Raw genomic sequence first — 20,259 nt, 5'->3', positions numbered from 1 at the left:
TTTATATGGAGGTGAGTGGGTATGAACGTCCCACAAATAAGATTGCAGTCCACGTCAGCTGCCATTAGCATCCGGACGACTCCAGGACGCATGGACATCGAACAGCCCCCGGCAGAATTGGATCTCCAGCAGCCCCAGGCAAAGATGGAAATAGAGCGTACGCCTTCCAAACTGACCATTGACCAAACCGAGGCACGGGCCGATATGGATTTGAAATCGGTGCGTCGCAGGATAGAAGAATACTCCCAGCAAGGGTATGAAGACTGGGTGTCGGGACTTGCCCGTGTCGCACAGGACGGGGATGAACTCATGATGATAGAGAATGGCGGAGGTGCGATTGCCGCTCAGGCTAAGCGGAACAGTGAGGATCCGATGTATGAGTTTAACATAGGATGGATTCCTTCTGCAGGAAGCGTCAAAATCAGCTATGACCCCGGAAGTGTAAAAGTGAACGTCGAACCGCAAAAAGTGGTGAATCACTCTCGCCCTCAAAAGCCCAATATACAGTATACTCCAGCCCAGGTGGATGTCAGCTTGAAACGATACGCAGACTTACAAATTGATTTTGCAAACTTAAAACACGTCGGGATCAACTACGAACAAGAAATATAGAATGAGGGAATGAAGCGGATGAAAATCAATACGAAATATCATGGAGAAATAGAAGTGAAATCAGAAGAAGTTTTGACATTTGGACACGGGATCCCCGGGTTTGGGGAAGAGAAGCAGTTTGTACTGTTGCCGCTTCCGGAGAATGAGTGGTTTCATATTTTGCAGTCGGTGAAGACACCTCAGCTTGGGTTTGTCGTGACAGATCCGTTTGTGTTTTTTAAGGAGTATGATTTTGAGTTAGATCAGGCTAGCGTGGAGTCTCTTGGTGATCCTTCAGAAAAAGAAGTGCAGGTGCTTTCTATTTTGACTGTTCGAGAGGTACTTCATAAATCAACTGCGAACCTACAGGCCCCAATCATTATCAATCTGGCAAATCGTAAAGGAAAGCAAGTCATTTTGACCAACGCAGACTACCAAACCAAGCACCTGATTTTTGCTCAGCCTGCAGGAAAGAAGGGGTGATGGAATGTTAGTACTGACGAGGAAAACGGGAGAAAGCATTCAGATTGGGGATGACATCGAGCTAACGGTTATTTCTGTAAAAGGGGATCAAGTAAAATTGGGAATCAACGCACCAAAGAATGTGGATATCCATAGGAAAGAAGTGTACCTGTCTATCCAGGAAGAAAACACCGAAGCTTCGAAAGGAATCGACAATCTGTTTAACCTTTTGTCCAAAAATGATTAATTATTTTGCTCAAACTATTAAACACTAGTCAAAACGACCGATAATAGTATTGTAAGCAATAAGGAGAAGGGCGGCCGACCTTTGTGGCTTGTTGCAAACTAAAAATTAGATAGTTCACAAGGATGTGGACTTACTTTCAAGGAGGAAATTATTGTTATGAGAATTAATCATAATATTGCGGCTTTGAATACTTATCGTCAGTTGAATAGTGCTTCAACTAACCAATCTAAATCAATGGAGAAATTGTCTTCTGGTCTTCGTATTAACCGTGCGGGAGATGATGCAGCAGGACTTGCAATCTCTGAAAAGATGCGTGGGCAAATTCGCGGTTTAGATCAAGCTCAACGAAATGCACAGGATGGTATCTCATTAATTCAAACAGCAGAAGGTGCACTTAATGAAACTCATTCAATTCTTCAAAGAATGAGAGAATTGGCTGTACAATCTTCTAATGACACGGCTACTGATGCCGATAGAAATGAGATTCAAAAAGAAGTTACTCAATTAGTCGACGAAATTGATAGAATTGCCGGAACTACTGAATTTAATACAAAAAAATTATTAGATGGTAGTCTGTCAAAGTCGGTTGAGGGTAAGAATGAAATACTTCAAGGTCAAGCAAGTATGACCTCACCGATTACAAATGCTGCTAAAGTAGTGGCAGTAACTGGTGCTTTTACAGATGGAAAAGAAGGAACTTACAATATTACTTTAAGGCAAAGTCATGGAGAAGTGCAATCTACTACAACTCAAACTCTTACTTCAACAACAAAATTGTCTGAACTTGGTGTTACAAATCTAGGTGCATTTACAATTAGTGGTGATGGTGGTACGACGAACACTGCTGTTTCAGCAACTTCATCTGGTGCAGCTCTTACAACTGAAAGCACAATTGGGGAGCTAATGGATGCAATTAATAATTCTAGTGCTGGTGTATCTGCATCTTTAACCGATGGTAAATTATCTCTAGTTACTACAACTGGGGATGCTGATGTTGCATTTGATGATGCAGGAGGTTCAAATATCGCTACTGTTTTATTTGGAGGGAATGCATTAAGTACCAATGGTGACGCAGCCAACGCAGACATTGAAGTTAATTTTACTTCTGCAGATGGTAAAGAATCTACAACTCAAACTTTACATGGTGCTTATGTGTTAGCAGTGGCAAATGATATTTCATTCAATGGCATAACCTTAAAAGATGATGGTGCTGCAGCTAAGGTAATTAATAAAACAATTACCATTGACTCACTTGCTCATAGAAATGCAGTTACAGAGAAGGCTGATGATACTTCTTTAACATATCAAATTGGTGCTAATAAAGGTCAAACTATTAAGGTTGACATTAATAATATGGATGCAACTGCACTAAACGTTAGAAGTAGTAATAGTGATGCAGCAATAGATGTTACTTCATCGGCAAAAGCTACAGATGCAATTGAAGTTATTAATAAATCCATTGAATCTGTTTCTGCTGAGCGTTCTAAACTAGGAGCAACTCAAAACAGACTTGAACACACAATCAACAACCTAGGAACATCATCTGAAAACCTAACTGCAGCAGAATCACGTATCCGTGACGTAGATTATGCTTTAGCTGCCTAAGCAGCGACAAGCACAGTCGTCCTGGCTGGTAACGGCTAGAGATCATAATTGGGTGAATTGCTGGAAACCCCTTAGAGCTTTTCTTGCCACAACGTAGTTGGAAACGACAAGCGTGATGGCTTTAATAAAAGAAGAGATTGGGCAATCAGCAGCCAAGCTCCTGTCTTGAAAGAGTGGAGAAGGTTCAACGACTAGGATAAACCATCTAAGGCTAAAAGCTATGGTGATGAAATCCGTAGGTGAAACAATGGTCATCAGCATTGTGAATCCGAAGTGCCCAACCCCTACTATTTATAGAGGGTGAAGATATAGTCTGGTCATTTATGAAAGTAAATGTTCGCACGATGGCGAAAGAAATGATGAACCAAACGAAGAATTCTATTCTTTCTCAAGCAGCACAAGCAATGTTGGCTCAATCCAATCAAATGCCTCAAGGAGTACTACAACTTCTGAGATAATTGATTCGAGGGCGTCCAGTTTGGTAACGAATTGGAGTATAACTGGGTGAATTGCTGGAACTTCCTAAAGCTCTATCAACCACAACGTAACTGGAAACGGTAAGCGGAACGGTTTGAAAATGATAGAGATGGAACAATGGATAATCAGCAGCCAAGCTCCTGTGAGGAAACTCTGGAGAAGGTTCAACGACTAGAGAAGACGGTCTAAGGCAAAAGCTATGACTATGAATCTCGTAGGGCAGTATACCTGCTCGAAGTGCCCAGCCCCTTACATACACGGGTGAAGATATAGTCTATTCTATGATCGAAAGACATAGTCGCAAAGCAAGCGAACCAACAACCTCAAGGAGTTTTACAACTTCTTCGTTAATTCGATTAATATACGAAAACCCTTGGCAAAAATGCCAAGGGTTTTCGTATAGGAGGGGTTAAATGGAGTTCAATGATTCATTAATTAAAAAATACTTAAATAGAAACTTGGAAAAAGAAATAGAAGAAGAAAATCAAATGAAAGAATTATTTCAAATCGTTATGCTTGATTTAGGTTTCCCTCCCTCGAATACATTGTTTCCGAAAGAAATGAAGTACATTTTAGAATTGTACTCTTCATTCAATGGAAATAATAGCGTGTTACTAAAAGAAGAAATTACTAATTTTTTAATAGATTGTTACAATGAAAAAGAACTAAATATTCTCTTGCGATACTGGGAACAACAAACCTTTTGTCAAAATAGAATTCGAATATTGTGCGAAGTAATACAAGGACATATCTTGGGATTCTATAATTTATCAGTTCCAACAATGCTAAGTCAAATTGAAGGCATAATAGTGGAAGGGTTTAATCACGTGGGACATATGACGGTAAAGGTTCAAAAGCAATATATTGCAGATTTATTAAGTTGTACAGATATTGGTTCTTTTGATAAGACAATAAATGAGTATTTCCTTAATACAATTTTAGTGAGTTTTGAACATGGATCAGAAATTAAATCGGATTTAAGTAGACATGCAATTTTACATGGTGCTGATACCAATTTTGGAACCAAAATTAATTCTTTAAAATGTATTCTGGTATTTGACTATCTTCTTTATAATCACAAGGAGGTGTAATTAGTATCGATTTAGGAGGCTTCCTTCTTCCGTCGGAAGTCTTATTTCAATTTTGGAGGAGGGATTGGAATCATGATAAACATTCTGCAAACCGTGTGTACATTTTAAACTCTTCTCCCTAAACTTTCCCCACCAAACTCCGATATAACCCATATAACCCTCAGGAGGATCAAATAATGATTGAAAAAGTGACAGGCGGAGTTTCAGGAATACAATCATTTACTAGATTAGAAAATCAAACAAGTGAAGAAGTGAAACAAATTCAAGCGCAGGAACGGCACCATGAAGAAACCACCACCAAAGAGCCTGTCACCAAAGAAAAAATGGAAGATGTCGTTCATGGGATGAATGAGTTTATGGCTACTTCGAATACACACCTCAAATTTGAATTTCATGATAAATTGAAAGAATACTATGTGACGATTGTGGATGATCGGACGCAGGAGATAGTGAAGGAAATACCAGCAAAGAAGATGCTTGATATGCATGCCGCGATGACGGAATTTGTTGGGTTGATGGTCGATAAGAAGGTTTAACGGAAGGAGATACATATGGCTGATATGCGAATTGGTGGCCTTGCCAGTGGCATGGACACGGATCAAATCATAAAGGATTTAATGAAGGCAGAACGGATCCCTTTAGATAAATTGGAACAGAAGAAGCAATACCTTGAGTGGCAGCGCGATGACTACCGGGATATGAATAAGATGATGTTTGATTTTAGTAATCTTATTTTTGACGGGGTGATGAAGCAGGGGACGTATACGCAGAAGACGATTAGTGTATCTGATCCTTCTGTCGTGTCTGTTAAAAATATTAATTCGACAACCGATTTTTCGGGAACACTGGAAGTTGGAAACCTGGCTAAATCGGCAACGACCATTAGTGGAGTTACTGGAATTACGAATTCAACCAAGACGATAAAAGATTTAATGGGCCTTACGGGTACTCAAAAAATAAATATAAAATCTGTTCTTAAAGATGGGACGTTAGATCCTAAAGGAACATCCATCGAATTTGATCCAGAAAAAGAGACTTTGAATAGTTTGATATCAAAGATTAATCAACAATCGGGAGTTTCTGTTTTCTTTGATGAGAAGTCACAGAAATTTTCATTTACGGCCAAAAACTCAGGTGATGCAGCTGGGAATGATATCGTTCTTTCAGATGAAACAGGTACATTCTTTGATAGCCTCGGGTTAACCGATTCAAATTTTAGTGGAGTACGTCAGGAAGGTGTAAACGCAACGTTTACTTATAATGGCCTTACAACTACGAGACCTTCAAACACATTTAACATTAATGGTTTTGAACTGACTCTGAAAAACAAGTCGACAGGTCCTGTAACCTTTACATCATCACCAGACACCGACAAAATCCTAGAAAAAATCGTCAAGTTCGTCGATGAATACAACAAACTCATCGAAAAAGTAAACGGGGAAGTAAACGAAAAGAAATACCGTGACTTCCAACCATTGACGGCCGAACAGAAAGAGTCAATGGAAGAAAAAGAAATCGAATTATGGGAAGAAAAGTCGCGCAGTGGTACTCTGAGAAACGATTCCGTTTTGGCATCTGGACTCAACAAAATGAGAACGGACATGTACACACCAATCTCTGGAGGAACATCAGGCATTGGCCAACTTGCCCAAATCGGAATCAAAACATCAAGTAACTATCTTGATCGTGGAAAGCTGATCATTGATGAAAGCAAGCTGAAAGAAGCCATTTCCAAAGATCCGAATGCAATCTATGAGATTTTTGCTAAAGATGGTGTGACGTCAAATGAACAGGGGATCGCCCGTCGTTTACGTGATACGCTAAAAACCACCATGGACAGTATCGAGAAAAAGGCTGGTAAAGCTTCAAGTACCAACAATACATTTACACTTGGTCGTTTATTAAACAATATGGAAAGCCAGATGGACCGTTTCGAAGACCGATTAACCCAAGTCGAAGACCGCTACTGGCGCCAATTCACCGCCATGGAAAAAGCCATCCAGCGTTCCAATCAACAATCCATGTACCTCATGCAACAGTTCGGCGGATAATCATAATTAAAGGAGTGTCACTATGGCCATCAACAACCCGTATGCAGCATACCAGAACAACTCGGTCAACACCGCATCACCAGGTGAACTCACCCTCATGCTTTATAACGGAAGCCTGAAATTTATTCATATCGCGAAAAAAGCGATTGAAGAGAAGAATATTGAACTGAAGAATACGAATATCCAAAAGACGCAAGCCATTGTGAATGAGTTGATGGTGACGTTGAACACCGATCTTGAAGTTTCACAAAACCTTATGTCCCTTTATGACTACATCAATCGTCGCTTAACAGAAGCAAATATTAAGAATGACGTATCGATTTTAGAAGAAGTAGAGGGGCTCATCACTGATTTCCGTGACACGTGGAAAGAAGTCATTCAACTGAACCGTCAGAAGCAGCATGCCGGTCAAGGTGGACAGGCGTAATGAGTTCGGTTCTTCTGTGCTATACCATTACGAAGCAATTGAAAGAAGCATTGGAACAGGTGAATGATGAAAACAGGGAAACGACCATTGAGGAAGTGGAGTCTCTTATAGAAAAAAGACAGAGCGTTCTTGGCACTATTAATCCTCCGTATACGCATGATGAGCAGGAGCTCGGCAAGCAAATGATCGGCTGGAACAAGCAAATCGATAGACAGCTGTCTCAATTGCGTTTAGAAATCAAGCGAGATATGAACGGCCTAACCAAGAAAAAAACGTCTGTCCAAAAGTATTCAAACCCATACGAATCCATGCAATATGACGGGATGTTCTACGATAAAAAGAAATAGGTGATTTTTTGACAACAACGAAACTAGACGAAAAACAGTACGAATTGGTCAGCCAATACGTCGGGATGCTCGGCACAATCGAAGAAGCACTGAAATATGTGGACGCTAGCTTCACGGATTTAAGCAAAACAGAAGGGGATCGGGTTCTTTCCGATGTTTTCATGGCTATTGGGCAAATTTCTGAAAGCAATCATTTGTTGAAAGAAACATTTAATGAACGGGAAGGCATCCAGAACGCTTTAACCCAATTTGATACTGTAACAGATCAAGCCTGGAAACTGGACGGACAATTAGCCAACACCGAAATGAAACAAAATATAGTCCAGGAAAGCCTGTCACCTGCGTTTTCTGTATGGAAAGCTACGATTGAGAGTGAACTAAATGCTTACCTAGCACACTAAGCTTCGAATCTTCGGGGCTTTTTTCTTTTTCAAAATCTTCGCATGCTATAATAATAGAAAAATGCTGGAGGACGTCGGTATGAAAACGATTGAAATTGATGAGGTTAGGAGACTCAGCCTGCTCTATCCAGAGGTTCATGAACATGTAGACGGATTCGGACATATTTCTTTCCGCGTGAAGGACAAACCATTTGTCATCATCGGTGAGGCCTTATCGATTAAAACGCTCCCATCCACTCAGGAAATCCTCCTCGAACAGCCGGGCTATACAAAAGCCCCATATATCGGAAGACACGGGTGGGTGCTGGTGGAGATAGAGGAAGTAGGCTGGCAAACCATAGAAGGGTTGATTCGAAATGGCTATTTGATTGTGGCTCCCAAGAGACTCTTAGATACTGTTCGCATGAGAGGGTGACAGGCACGAAAGCGTGATTTGGTGCCAGGCACCGATCAGTTTTAAAGTGCCTGACACAAACCGATTGAAAAGTAACAGGCACCAAAAGGTCCATTGGTGCCTGGTATCAACGAGTAGTCACCACCAAACTCAGAAGAACAATAAATCTGCCAAAAAAGAGGATTTTGTATCTAAATGTCGAATGTATTGTTTTGTAAGTAATACTCTAAATAGAAAGGAAGATTTAATGCCGCGAAAGCCGAGAGTCTGGTACCCTGGAGCTATTTATCATGTGACTGCCCGAGGAAATAGAAAGAACAACCTTTTCCGTGATCGAAAAGATTATTAATACTACTTACTCCTTATACAGAAAGCAAAAGATAAAATCCCCTTCATTCTTCACTCTTATTGCCTCATGTCGAACCATATTCACCTCATCATTAAAATGATTGAACATCCTCTTTCCCGAATCATTCATTATATCCACACTAACTATGCCAAATATTTTAATAAGAAGTACGATTATATTGGTTATTTATTTCAAGACCGCTATTATGCCAAGTTAGTTAAAAGCTGGAAACAGTTGCTGGATACCAGTAGTTATATCCATCTTAATCCTGTGAGGTCCAGGTATGTGAAAAATCCGGAAGATTATAGCTGGAGCAGCTATAAAACCTTTATAAAGACCGGTTACAAAAACCTTGCAGATCCTACAAAGATTCTAACAAACCTTGGTGATCTTCCTCATGATAAGTACAAATTTTATGTGGAAACCAAATTGAATACGAGGGATTGGGGTGTAATTAAATAATAAGAGGGTGCCTGGCACGAAAAGCGGAGAAGGTGCCAGGCACCAAACCCAATAATAGTGCCAGGCACCAAACCCAGCAATAGTACCTGGCACGCTAAGACCCACCATTCACAATTCTGCCCCAAACTCTCCACAAAACCTCCACACTCCCAACGTCTCATCCCCCAAAAAAGTGAGATAATCATACCACAAAGAGTCCCGGGTGAATCCAAAAAACTCGCAACCCCCACCTCACTCTTAAAACACTCCAACCCCTTATACACCAACACCTTCGACACCACATTACAAACTTCACAAAAAATTAAGAAAGTTTAAGAAGGATAATTGGAGGGAACATAGAATATATAAACATAGCTTTATTTTTAAAAGGAGGAGTTTACATGTTGAACTACAACATTCGAGGCGAGAACATTGAGGTAACTCCAGCGATTCGCGAACACGTGGAGAAGAAGATTGGCAAGTTAGATCGTTACTTTAATGAAACTCCTGATGCAAATGTACATGTTAATTTAAAAGTGTATCCTGATAAAAATACGAAAACTGAAGTGACTATTCCAATGCCGCATTTAGTGTTACGTGCAGAGGAACGCAACACGGATATGTATGCGGCCATTGATCTGATAGTAGATAAATTGGAGCGTCAAATTCGCAAACATAAAACAAGAGTGAACCGCAAGATGCGTGAAAAGGGCAGCCCGAAGGAGTTCTTCGCGGCTCAGGAAGATCTGAATCACGTTTCTCCTAATGGCGCAGCTGCCGTTGAACTGGAGGAAGAGGATGATACGGAAGTAGTAAGAACGAAGCAGTTCAATCTGAAGCCGATGGACAGTGAAGAAGCCATCCTGCAGATGAACATGCTCGGTCATACATTCTTCATCTTTACTGACGCGGAAACCAATGCGACAAACATTGTGTACAAGCGTCGTGACGGTAAATACGGTTTAATTGAAACAAACTAATTTGATAACCAAGGAATCCTGCGGTCAAGCTGACCGCAGGATTTTTTGAATTCATAGGAGGAATTTACCATTTTTTGTCGAAGTTTGAAGGTAAGGTATATAAAAAAGTAGGAAATTTAAATGAAATTCTACGACTTCTGGGGAGGGGTAATTTTCTTCAGTGAGGTTTTAAATCGCAAAGATGGGTTATTTAATCTAAGGATTAAATCCCTCGCATTATTTAAAGGAGGATTTCATCATGACATATTCCATTGTAGGCTATGACCCGGAAGAAAAAGAATGGGGAATCGCAGTCCAATCCAAATTTCTCGGTGTCGGTTCCGTTGTACCTTTTGCAAAAGCAGGAGTTGGTGCAGTGGCGACCCAGTCTTATGCGAATACTTCTTACGGACCGCACGCACTTCAACTGATGAAAGAAGGAAAGACAGCGGAGGAAGCCCTCGAAATCATTACAAGAGATGACCCCGAGCGTCCGTTACGCCAGGTGGGGTTGATCGATGCCGGTGGAAACCCGGCCACGTTCATTGGAGAAGGGTGTTATGACTGGGCTGGCGGCCAGACAGGAAAGCACTTTGCCGCGCAGGGAAATATATTAGTAGATCAGAATACAGTGAAGGCGATGGCGGATACCTTTGAGTCTACCGCTGGATCCTTGGCTGAGAGGTTGCTCCAAGCTCTTGAAGCCGGACAGGAAGCAGGTGGTGACTCCCGGGGGATGCAGTCCGCGGCGCTTTTAGTCGTAAAGGAAAACGGCGGGTATGGCGGTTTCAACGACCGGTATATCGATTTAAGGGTGGATGATCACGCCTCTCCTATCAAAGAACTGAAGAGAATCTATCAACTCCATCAGCTTTACTTCAAAGAATCGGATGCCGGCAGAGTGGTATTATTGGAGGGAGATATTCATGGCGAAGTGGAAGGGGAACTCACCCGGCTCGGTTATGCGAAAGACAAGCAGTCCCTCTATCAGAATTTGAAAGACTATCTCCACACCGAAAACTTTGAAATGCGTGAGCAGGAAGAGAATTATATCGATTTGGACGTATTGGATTATATGAAAAAGCAGGATAGATAATTGGAAAAAGAACCAGTCGGAAATCGATTGGTTCTTTTTTCTTGTTTTAAAACAGTTTAATGCTTGCTTGAAATGTTATATAATGAACCTTTGTGTACGGGACTCAGAGAAGTTGGAGGTAAATACAAACATGAGTACAGTCGGTAGAAATGAACCATGCCCATGCGGCAGTGGAAAGAAATATAAGAAATGCTGTGAAAACGTTGTTAATATAGATACCCTGGTGAATCAGGAGCTTGATGTGCTTCAGGCCCAGCTGTATGACTTTATCGCTACGGCTCAGTCTGCAGAGATGGAGGAAAGCTATCATCACTATCTGTCCAAAATGGATTTGATGCAGGCGGATCCGGATATATATGAAATGGCATTTGTCAGCTGGTACGGAGCGACTCAAAAGGATGCTGATGGTGTTCGTTTAATTGAACGTTTCGTGGATAAACAGTTGAGCACGGTGACACGTCCCCAGACGGCAGAAGTATTGGAATCATGGAAGAACATTCGAGTGACAGCCGGTACGGTTGAGAAGCTGGATGACCATACGCTGCGCGTCGATGAAGCAATTTCCGGGGATACCCTTGTCGTAACGGAAAAGTTCGGAAAGCTTGAGGAGAACAGCTTCTTCTTAGGATTACTATTACCGAATGGAGAGAAGTACCTTCCGTTTGCCCAATACTTCATTTATCCAGCCATTGAAAAGGCCGCGATGGAATTAGTGAACATCCGTTATGAACAGGGTGAATTTGAAACTCTCCATGATTACCTATCAGGTCAGTACCTGGAAATTGCGGATGTCGGATTTGTTCTTTATAGTGCGGAGAAGAAAAAGGCTGGAAAATCGGCATCTAAACCCGTGGAATCAGAAACAGGACACGATTCTGATGAGAATGCGGAAGACTCCATCGAAGGAGTCGAAATCTGGAAGACGCCGGAATACAACGAAGCCATCACGTCACTTCAAACCTTCCTTTTAGAAAAAGGGGAGAACAAGAAAGAAAGTGAACTGCTTGTAGCCGTATTGGAAAAATACTTCTACACAGAACGCCCGACGATCCGTAACCCGAAAATCTACTCAGGGGCAATGGTCGACATGGCGAAGAACATCGACGAAATCAGCATCCGCCACGTTCAAAAAGAACTGGCCGAATACTTCGATGTCTCTGCCAACAGCATCTCCAGACGAAGCAAACAAATCTGGGAAAGCTACCAGGACACCGTCTACGAACTGCTGAAAACAGTGAACGCCTAACCAGAACTGAATAACTGCCCATAAAAGTCGCCTATCACAGGCGGCTTTTTTTGAGGGACGGACCTCCCGATTCATGACCTTTTAGAATGAAAAGCTTGATATAATAGCATTCATTTCTTCAAAAGACTGAAAAAGGGAGGTCCGTCCCTCAAAGGCTTAAGTTGTAACCGATATGGGTTAGTGGTAAGATTGTTAGGGAATATATCGTGTTTTGGTGGGAGGATTATTGGGTTTTGTAGCGAATTTTAAGTAGAGTGATGTGGAGAGGTTCCTGGAAATTTACAGGGATTTCACATAATTCTCATCGGAATCTCATTTATTTTCGTTATACTTGTGACGTTTGGCTCTTATTCCAACACAGATAAAGGAGCGTTTATACATGCTTGGTCTATTAAATAAAGTGTTCGATGCAAATAAAAGGGAATTAAAGAGGCTGGAGAAACTGGCCGATCAAATAGAAGAATTAGGCCCCGATATGGAGCGTTTGACGGATGACGAAATCCGTGAAAGAACGGAGCGTTTCAAGGAGCGTTACCAAAAAGGCGAAGATTTAGAGGACATGCTTGTTGAAGCATTTGCTGTCGTTCGCGAAGCGGCTCGCCGCGTACTGGGACTTTATCCGTACCGCGTTCAGCTCATGGGTGGTATTTCCCTCCACGGCGGGAACATCTCAGAGATGAAAACCGGTGAAGGTAAAACCCTGACGGCGACAATGCCTGTTTACTTGAATGCCATCACAGGAAAAGGCGTTCACGTGATCACGGTCAATGATTATCTTGCCAGCCGTGATGCCGAGGAAATGGGTAAACTGTACAATTTCTTAGGATTGACTGTAGGACTCAATCTCAACTCTATGTCCAAAGATGAAAAACGCGAAGCCTATAGCGCAGACATCACGTACGGTACGAATAACGAATTCGGCTTCGATTACCTTCGTGACAATATGGTCCTGTACAAAGAGCAAATGGTGCAGCGCAGCCTTCATTTTGCCGTCATTGATGAAGTTGACTCCATCTTAATTGATGAAGCACGTACACCATTGATCATTTCAGGTAACGCCCAGCGCACGCCTCAACTTTATATCCAGGCGAACGCGGTCGTACGCACCCTTAAAAAAGAAGAAGACTACACATATGATGAAAAAACAAAGGGTGTTCAATTGACGGAAGACGGAATCAGCAAGGTGGAAAGGGCCTTCCATATTGATAACCTGTTTGATATTTCACACGTCACTCTTAACCATCACATCAACCAGGCGTTGAAAGCTCACGTGAGTATGCACCGTGACGTTGATTATGTGGTGCAGGAAGGCGAAATTATTATCGTTGACTCCTTCACGGGACGTCTGATGAAGGGACGCCGTTACAGTGACGGTCTTCACCAATCAATCGAAGCCAAAGAAGGTCTTGAAATTCAAAACGAAAGCATGACCATGGCAACGATCACGTTCCAGAACTACTTCCGTATGTACGAAAAGCTGTCAGGTATGACGGGTACGGCGAAGACGGAAGAAGAAGAGTTCCGCAATATCTACAATATGAATGTTATTGTGATTCCGACGAATAGACCGATCGTTCGTGATGACCGCGCCGATTTAATTTATGCTTCCATCGAAGGGAAGTTTAACGCGGTTGTGGAAGATATCAAAGAACGAAACGATAAAGGACAACCTGTACTGGTCGGTACGGTTGCCGTTGAAACATCAGAATTGATTTCCAAGCTTCTTACGAAAAAAGGCGTTCGCCATAATGTATTGAATGCGAAAAACCATGGCCGTGAAGCGGAAATCATTTTAGAAGCGGGTCAGCCCGGTGCTGTCACCATCGCGACAAATATGGCCGGTCGTGGTACGGATATCAAGCTTGGGGAAGGCGTCATCGAAGTTGGCGGTCTTGCCGTCATCGGTACGGAACGTCACGAATCAAGACGTATCGATAATCAGCTCCGTGGACGTTCAGGACGTCAGGGAGATCCAGGGGTTACTCAGTTCTACCTTTCAATGGAAGATGAGTTGATGAGAAGGTTCGGCTCTGACAACATGAAGAGCATGATGGAACGCCTTGGAATGGACGATTCCCAGCCGATCCAAAGTAAAATGGTCAGCCGTGCTGTTGAATCAGCTCAAAAACGGGTGGAAGGAAACAACTTCGACGCTCGTAAACAGCTACTTCAATATGATGATGTTCTCCGTCAACAGCGTGAAATCATCTACAAACAGCGTAATGAAGTCATCGATTCCGAAAACCTTCGCGACATCGTTGAAGGCATGATCAAATCAGCCATCGAACGCCAGGTAGCGGCACATACGTCAGAAGAAGAGATGGAGAACTGGAATCTGCAAGGTATCGTAGATTACGTCAATGCCAACCTTCTACCTGAAAATGACGTGACAGTCGATGATCTTCGCGGAAAAGAAGCCGATGAAATGATCGCTCTCATCTTTGAAGATGTACAGCACCGCTACAATGAAAAAGAAGAGCAGCTGACACCTGAGCAGATGCGAGAATTTGAAAAAGTCATTCTGCTTCGCGCCGTCGATACGAAATGGATCGACCATATCGATGCCATGGATCAACTTCGTCAGGGTATCCACCTTCGTGCATACGGACAAAACGATCCGCTGCGTGAATACCAGCATGAAGGATTCGCCATGTTCGAAAGCATGGTCCTTGCCATCGAAGAAGACGTGGCCAAATACGTCATGAAAGCGGAAATCCGCAACAACCTGGAACGTCAGGAAGTGGCCAAAGGCCAAGCGGTCAACCCGAAAGAAGACGGAGCAAAAGCCAAAAAACAACCAGTCCGCAAACAGGCAGACGTCGGCCGCAACGACCCATGCCCATGCGGAAGCGGCAAAAAATACAAACACTGCCACGGCATAACCGGATAACGAAAAGAAATGAGATGATACCTGGGACTTATTTTGCTAAAATAAATCCCAGGTACTTTTCCGTTTTTTATAGGTTAGATAAAGTAGAGGGCATTAATAGTGAATTGTAAAATGGCAAGTGTTAAAACACTATTGATTGAAGCGAGCACCTGCAGCGGAAATCACACCACTGGCTAATATAAACTCCAAAATGACTTTTACAAACATCAACAACCCAAATAACTATAGAGGTGACCACACATGGAACTATCAGAAATCAGAGCAGAGTTAGAAAAATCAGCTAAAACATTAGCGGACTTCAGGGGGTCTCTTTGACTTAGAAAACAAAGAGGCAAGAATCCAGGAACTGGACGAAATCATGGTCCAACCCGACTTCTGGGATGACCAGCAAGCAGCACAAGGACTGATCAATGAAGGAAACGGTCTGAAAGATCTCGTCAATGAATACAAATCATTGCTTGAATCCCAGGAGAACTTGGAGTTGACCCTTGAATTAGTTAAAGAAGAGCCGGACGAAGAACTTCAAAAAGACCTGGAAGAAGAGCTTGCTGACCTGGTCAAACGTCTAAATGACTACGAGCTTCAACTTCTTCTTAGTGAAGAGCATGATAAAAACAACGCCATCCTCGAACTGCATCCCGGTGCAGGCGGAACCGAGTCACAAGATTGGGGTTCCATGCTTCTTCGTATGTACACGCGTTGGGGTGAAAAACGTGGATTCAAAGTGGAAACACTCGATTATCTTCCAGGGGATGAAGCTGGAATCAAGAGTGTTACCTTAGCAATTAAGGGCCACAACGCATACGGCTACTTAAAAGCTGAAAAAGGCGTACACCGTCTTGTGCGTATTTCACCGTTTGATTCTTCGGGCCGTCGTCACACTTCATTTGTGTCCTGTGAAGTGATGCCGGAATTCAATGAAGAAATCGAAATCGATATCCGTACAGAAGATTTGAAAATCGATACGTACCGTGCAAGTGGAGCCGGTGGACAGCACATCAATACAACCGACTCAGCTGTCCGAATCACTCACTTGCCGACCAATGTCGTGGTAACGTGCCAATCAGAACGTTCTCAAATCAAGAACCGTGAGTCAGCCATGAAAATGCTGAAAGCGAAGCTCTACCAGAAGCGGATCGAAGAACAAGAGCAGGAGCTTGCTGAAATCCGTGGAGAGCAAAAGGAAATCGGATGGGGAAGCCAGATCCGTTCCTACGTCTTCCACCCATACTCCATGGTCAAAGACCACAGAACCAACACAGAATCAGGAAACGTACAGGGCGTCATGGACGGAGACATCGATCCATTCATCAACGCCTACCTGAGATCCAGAATACAATAAAATGCCAAACTGCCCTCCCGATTACCGGAAAGGGCAGTTTTTTTAATCCCTATTGAGGGACGGACCTCAAAAAGGCATATATCGGCCGTCTTACACCCCCTTTGCAGAGGTCCGTCCCTCATAACGTCTCTTCCATTTGACCTCATCCCATTAATGCTTTAACACGTTATTGGACTGTTATTTACACCTTTATGTGCCCATGCTATACTCTCAAAGGTTGATGCAGAGGGAATTAGAGCGCTTTATTTTCTCGATATGCATCACGATATCAACTTTTGTTTCATTAGAATTGAGAGTGCAACTCCGTCATTGATTGTATACTTCTTCACAAAAAGGATGTCCAGATCTAGAGGTCCGTCCCTGAAGAGGGGTGCATCAAAGGAGTGGTTTGTACTCATACTATTAATACATAGGTTAAAGGAGTCGTACTGGATGGGTTTGAAGGAAAGGCGTCGTGAACAGGTAGATAATCCACGGAAAGAGAAGTTGTTAGAGTATTTGTTTGTTGTGTTTGGGTCGACGATTGTGGCCATTGCGTTTAATGTGTTTTTACTTCCGAACGAGGTAGCTTCCGGAGGGGTGAGCGGGATATCGACCATTTTGAATGGACTGTTTGACTGGAAGCCTGCATATGTCCAGTGGGCATTCAATATTCCGTTATTTATAGCAGGCCTAATCTTCCTCGGCTTGCAATTCGGTGTCAAAACGGCTATCGGTACGGTATTTTTACCACTGGTCGTATTCTTGACCGAAGACTGGAAACCATGGACGGAAGATCCCCTGCTCGGTGCCCTTTTTGGGGGAATCGGTGTAGGACTTGGATTAGGGATCGTGTTCCGGGGAAGAGCCTCGACTGGAGGGACGGACCTTGCTGCACAGATCGTAAATAAATTCACGGGACTGTCACTTGGAACATGTGTCGCCCTTATTGATGGAATGATCGTTCTTTCGGCTGCCATCGTTTATGATATAGAGCGTGGATTATATGCCTTAATCGGTTTGTATGTGACAAGTAAAACCATCGATCTCGTACAGGTCGGGATAAGCAGATCGAAAATGGCCTTGATCATCACCAATCGTCAGGAAGAAGTTCGTGAAGGAATCCTGAATAAAATCGACCGCGGGGTGACAAAACTATCTGCATACGGTGGATATACGGACGATGAGCGCCCCATCCTCATGTGCGTGGTCGACCAAACAGAATTCACAAAACTGAAACAACTGGTCAAAACCATTGATCCTTCTGCATTTGTCGTTACAATGGACGCTTCAGAAGTATTGGGAGAAGGTTTCAAACGGGTTTAAACTTGGTATAATTATGTAAGGGAGGGACGGACCTTGTAACACATCCGCGACTCTGAAAAATGTTTTCCGAGGGGGATAATAAATGAAGAAAAAGCTGCTAGGTGTTCTTTTTGGCGCTTCATTGGTACTGGCTGCCTGTGGCGGTGACGGCGGTGACAGTACAGAAACAAGCTCCGGCGGAGTGGACCCTGAAAAAATCGTAACAAATAAGTGCACCAGCTGCCATGGTGGGAACCTTGAAGGCGGAATGGGGCCGGCCCTGAAAAACATCGGGGCCGAGCTGAGCAAAGATCAGATCCTTGATACAATTAAGAATGGTAAAGGTCAAATGCCTCCCGGACTCATTGAAGGTGAGGAAGCAGAAGCAGTGGCTGAATGGTTATCCAATAAGAAATAAGATCAGAAGAAGAATCCACGGTGGGGTTCTTCTTTTTTTGCCTGAATTCAGTCCGTCAATATCAAATGTCCACCATTTCTTAATACTAATATATTTATCAACAAGGTTTTTCTAGTCATTTTTTAAGTATATATTACAGAATGTTTTCGTATCAAAAACCTTAAATCCTTGATCATTTAGATGGTCACAATTATAACCTAGTAACTTAATCAGAATAGCATCACCATAACGTTTCTCTTATTATGCAACTAGAAATTCAGCCAGTAGTCTTAGCACCTGATACTAGTCGTAAAGAACTATATTTTCATCTGAAAATAGGTAAAATCGACAGTAAAACAGGTAATAAATTCACATTTTTTCACGTTCTGAAATGAAAATGTAATAATTTTTTTCCTTAACTTACTATAAAGTGATGTTATAATTATTTTCGGAAGCGTAATTCGAGTTTTTTCACCAATTTTTGTCTAACGGTGGTAAAGACGACTCTGGTTGCGTACCGTGTACATATGTCGATAACAGCCAAGAGGGTAACTACATAAATAAAAATTAGGTGATTTGAAAATGATAGAAATGAAAGACGTCTACAAGCAGTACAGCAACGGTGTCATGGCTGCTAATGGCTTTAACGTCCACATTAAGCAAGGCGAGTTTGTCTATGTGGTGGGTCCAAGCGGCGCCGGGAAATCTACGTTCATCAAAATGATGTACCGCGAAGAACGTCCTTCCAAGGGAGATATCATTGTCAATGGTATCAATCTGGCAAAACTTAAGAATAGTAGAGTCCCGTACTTAAGAAGAAACGTGGGTGTTGTCTTCCAGGATTTCAAACTGTTACCAACACTTACAATCTATGAAAACATTGCCTTTGCACTTGAAGTAATAGAAGAACATCCAAAACAGATTAAGAAGAGGGTTATGGAAGTACTTGATCTGGTTGGTCTGAAGCACAAGGCAAGAATGCTGCCGAATGAGTTATCAGGCGGGGAACAGCAACGTGTATCGATTGCACGTTCCATCGTGAATACGCCGAAACTTGTGATTGCAGATGAGCCGACGGGTAATCTTGATCCTGAAACATCCTGGGACATCATGAACATCTTTGAAGAAATCAGCAACCGTGGCACTACGGTCATAATGGCTACGCATAACCGTGAAATCGTAAACACAATCAAGCACAGGGTAATCGCCATTGAAAATGGCCGCATTGTCCGGGATGAACAGCGAGGTGATTACGGTTATGAAAGCTAGAACGTATGGCAGGCATTTTAGAGAGAGTTTCAAAAGCATTGGACGTAACGGCTGGATGACATTTGCATCAGTGAGTGCCGTTACCGTAACATTACTTCTTGTTGGTGTATTTATCGTATTGATGTTAAACATGAACAAGGTAGCAACCGATATTGAGAAAGACGTTGAAGTACGGGTATTACTGGAAATCGGTACAAAACAATCTCAAATCGATCAAATAGAATCACAGATTAAAAAATTAAATGGAGTCGAATCCGTCAATTACTCTTCAAAAGAAGAAGAACTTCAGAACCTTGTAAAGGATCTGGGAGACGATTTCAGATTATTTGAACAGGATAATCCACTGTATGACGTGTTTATCGTTAAAGCTGAGAATCCACGTGATACGGGAAAGATTGCCGGTCAGGTAAGAAAGTATGAAGGTGTGAACGAAGCCCTTTATGGTGAAGCGAAGATTGAAAAGCTATTCAATGTACTGGAAATGAGTCGAAATGTTGGCCTTGTATTGATCATCGGTTTGTTGTTCACTGCCATGTTCCTCATCTCAAATACAATCAAAATCACCATTGTCGCTAGAAGAAGGGAAATCGAGATAATGAAACTCGTGGGTGCAACCAACTGGTTTGTACGCTGGCCATTCATCCTTGAAGGGTTATGGCTCGGAATTTTAGGTTCTATTATCCCGATCGCTCTTGTCACTGCAGGTTATTACTATGCCTATGGATTTATTAAACCAAAACTACAAAACAATTTTATTCAGATATTAGATTTTACCCCCTTTATCTATCAAGTAAACGGATTAATTCTATTAATGGGTTGCCTGATTGGGGCTTGGGGAAGCTTTATGTCTGTTCGTAAATTCTTAAAAGTGTAAAATTTGATAGGTTGATAGA

The 20,259-nt window shown here is 42.4% G+C and carries 22 protein-coding genes; all 22 read left to right on the top strand.

The window, feature by feature from the left end:
- Positions 1–21: 21 nt before the first annotated feature.
- The 22 genes from JI667_RS17535 (at position 22) to ftsX (ending at position 20,240) form a co-directional block, all read left to right on the top strand.
- Positions 22–612: a DUF6470 family protein gene (locus JI667_RS17535; protein WP_206857501.1), complete on the top strand. Its 591-nt coding sequence runs from the start codon at positions 22–24 to the stop codon at positions 610–612.
- Positions 613–630: 18 nt separating this feature from the next.
- Positions 631–1,074 (top strand): flagellar assembly protein FliW, encoded by a 444-nt coding sequence (gene fliW, locus JI667_RS17530; protein WP_206857499.1) that lies wholly within the window; start codon positions 631–633, stop codon positions 1,072–1,074.
- A gap of 4 nt (positions 1,075–1,078) precedes the next feature.
- On the top strand, positions 1,079–1,300 hold the full coding sequence (gene csrA / locus JI667_RS17525) for a carbon storage regulator CsrA (protein ID WP_206857498.1): 222 nt from the start codon (positions 1,079–1,081) through the stop codon (positions 1,298–1,300).
- Between the two features lie 156 nt (positions 1,301–1,456).
- Positions 1,457–2,905, top strand: a complete 1,449-nt coding sequence (locus JI667_RS23000; RefSeq protein ID WP_206857497.1) for a flagellin — start codon at positions 1,457–1,459, stop codon at positions 2,903–2,905.
- Positions 2,906–3,228: 323 nt separating this feature from the next.
- A complete protein-coding gene (locus JI667_RS17515; RefSeq protein ID WP_009792986.1) occupies positions 3,229–3,363 on the top strand; it encodes a flagellin in 135 nt (44 codons plus the stop codon).
- Between the two features lie 432 nt (positions 3,364–3,795).
- Complete coding sequence (locus JI667_RS17510; RefSeq protein WP_206857496.1) at positions 3,796–4,473, top strand: hypothetical protein; 678 nt, start codon at positions 3,796–3,798, stop codon at positions 4,471–4,473.
- Between the two features lie 176 nt (positions 4,474–4,649).
- Complete coding sequence (gene flaG / locus JI667_RS17505; protein WP_206857495.1) at positions 4,650–5,009, top strand: flagellar protein FlaG; 360 nt, start codon at positions 4,650–4,652, stop codon at positions 5,007–5,009.
- Between the two features lie 15 nt (positions 5,010–5,024).
- The gene (locus tag JI667_RS17500; protein ID WP_206857494.1) at positions 5,025–6,524 is read left to right on the top strand and encodes a flagellar hook-associated protein 2; all 1,500 of its coding nucleotides are present in this window, start codon (positions 5,025–5,027) and stop codon (positions 6,522–6,524) included.
- Positions 6,525–6,546: 22 nt separating this feature from the next.
- Positions 6,547–6,951, top strand: coding sequence for a flagellar export chaperone FliS (gene fliS, locus JI667_RS17495; protein ID WP_206857493.1), 405 nt, complete (start codon positions 6,547–6,549; stop codon positions 6,949–6,951).
- Positions 6,951–7,298, top strand: a complete 348-nt coding sequence (locus JI667_RS17490; protein ID WP_206857492.1) for a flagellar protein FliT — start codon at positions 6,951–6,953, stop codon at positions 7,296–7,298. The genes fliS and JI667_RS17490 overlap by 1 nt, the downstream gene beginning before the upstream one ends.
- 8 nt (positions 7,299–7,306) lie before the next feature.
- Positions 7,307–7,699, top strand: coding sequence for a hypothetical protein (locus tag JI667_RS17485; protein WP_206857491.1), 393 nt, complete (start codon positions 7,307–7,309; stop codon positions 7,697–7,699).
- A 79-nt stretch (positions 7,700–7,778) separates the two neighbouring features.
- Positions 7,779–8,114, top strand: coding sequence for an MmcQ/YjbR family DNA-binding protein (locus JI667_RS17480; protein WP_244668371.1), 336 nt, complete (start codon positions 7,779–7,781; stop codon positions 8,112–8,114).
- A 343-nt stretch (positions 8,115–8,457) separates the two neighbouring features.
- Positions 8,458–8,904, top strand: a complete 447-nt coding sequence (locus tag JI667_RS23205) for a transposase (protein WP_206857553.1) — start codon at positions 8,458–8,460, stop codon at positions 8,902–8,904.
- 380 nt (positions 8,905–9,284) lie between these two features.
- The gene (hpf, locus tag JI667_RS17470) at positions 9,285–9,863 is read left to right on the top strand and encodes a ribosome hibernation-promoting factor, HPF/YfiA family (protein WP_098351949.1); all 579 of its coding nucleotides are present in this window, start codon (positions 9,285–9,287) and stop codon (positions 9,861–9,863) included.
- Between the two features lie 238 nt (positions 9,864–10,101).
- Positions 10,102–10,938: a DUF1028 domain-containing protein gene (locus JI667_RS17465; RefSeq protein WP_206857489.1), complete on the top strand. Its 837-nt coding sequence runs from the start codon at positions 10,102–10,104 to the stop codon at positions 10,936–10,938.
- A gap of 130 nt (positions 10,939–11,068) precedes the next feature.
- Entirely contained in the window at positions 11,069–12,184 is a 1,116-nt protein-coding gene (locus JI667_RS17460; protein WP_206857488.1) for a YecA family protein, read from the top strand.
- A 379-nt stretch (positions 12,185–12,563) separates the two neighbouring features.
- On the top strand, positions 12,564–15,074 hold the full coding sequence (gene secA / locus JI667_RS17455; RefSeq protein WP_206857487.1) for a preprotein translocase subunit SecA: 2,511 nt from the start codon (positions 12,564–12,566) through the stop codon (positions 15,072–15,074).
- A 240-nt stretch (positions 15,075–15,314) separates the two neighbouring features.
- A protein-coding gene (gene prfB, locus JI667_RS17450; RefSeq protein ID WP_206857485.1) for a peptide chain release factor 2 occupies positions 15,315–16,416 on the top strand; the annotation gives its coding sequence in 2 pieces (ribosomal slippage) (positions 15,315–15,386 and positions 15,388–16,416; 1,101 coding nt in all).
- Positions 16,417–16,848: 432 nt separating this feature from the next.
- On the top strand, positions 16,849–17,721 hold the full coding sequence (locus JI667_RS17445; RefSeq protein ID WP_206857483.1) for a YitT family protein: 873 nt from the start codon (positions 16,849–16,851) through the stop codon (positions 17,719–17,721).
- Between the two features lie 82 nt (positions 17,722–17,803).
- A complete protein-coding gene (cccB, locus tag JI667_RS17440) occupies positions 17,804–18,118 on the top strand; it encodes a cytochrome c551 (protein WP_206857482.1) in 315 nt (104 codons plus the stop codon).
- 561 nt (positions 18,119–18,679) lie between these two features.
- On the top strand, positions 18,680–19,366 hold the full coding sequence (gene ftsE / locus JI667_RS17435; RefSeq protein ID WP_206857481.1) for a cell division ATP-binding protein FtsE: 687 nt from the start codon (positions 18,680–18,682) through the stop codon (positions 19,364–19,366).
- Positions 19,356–20,240: a permease-like cell division protein FtsX gene (gene ftsX / locus JI667_RS17430; RefSeq protein WP_206857480.1), complete on the top strand. Its 885-nt coding sequence runs from the start codon at positions 19,356–19,358 to the stop codon at positions 20,238–20,240. The genes ftsE and ftsX overlap by 11 nt, the downstream gene beginning before the upstream one ends.
- Positions 20,241–20,259 lie beyond the last annotated feature (19 nt).

The organism is Bacillus sp. NTK074B, assembly GCF_017303375.1.
Lineage (GTDB): Bacteria > Bacillota > Bacilli > Bacillales > Bacillaceae_B > Rossellomorea.
Note: the sequence above shows the minus strand (reverse complement) of the source record. Positions and strands in the feature narration are given on the sequence as shown.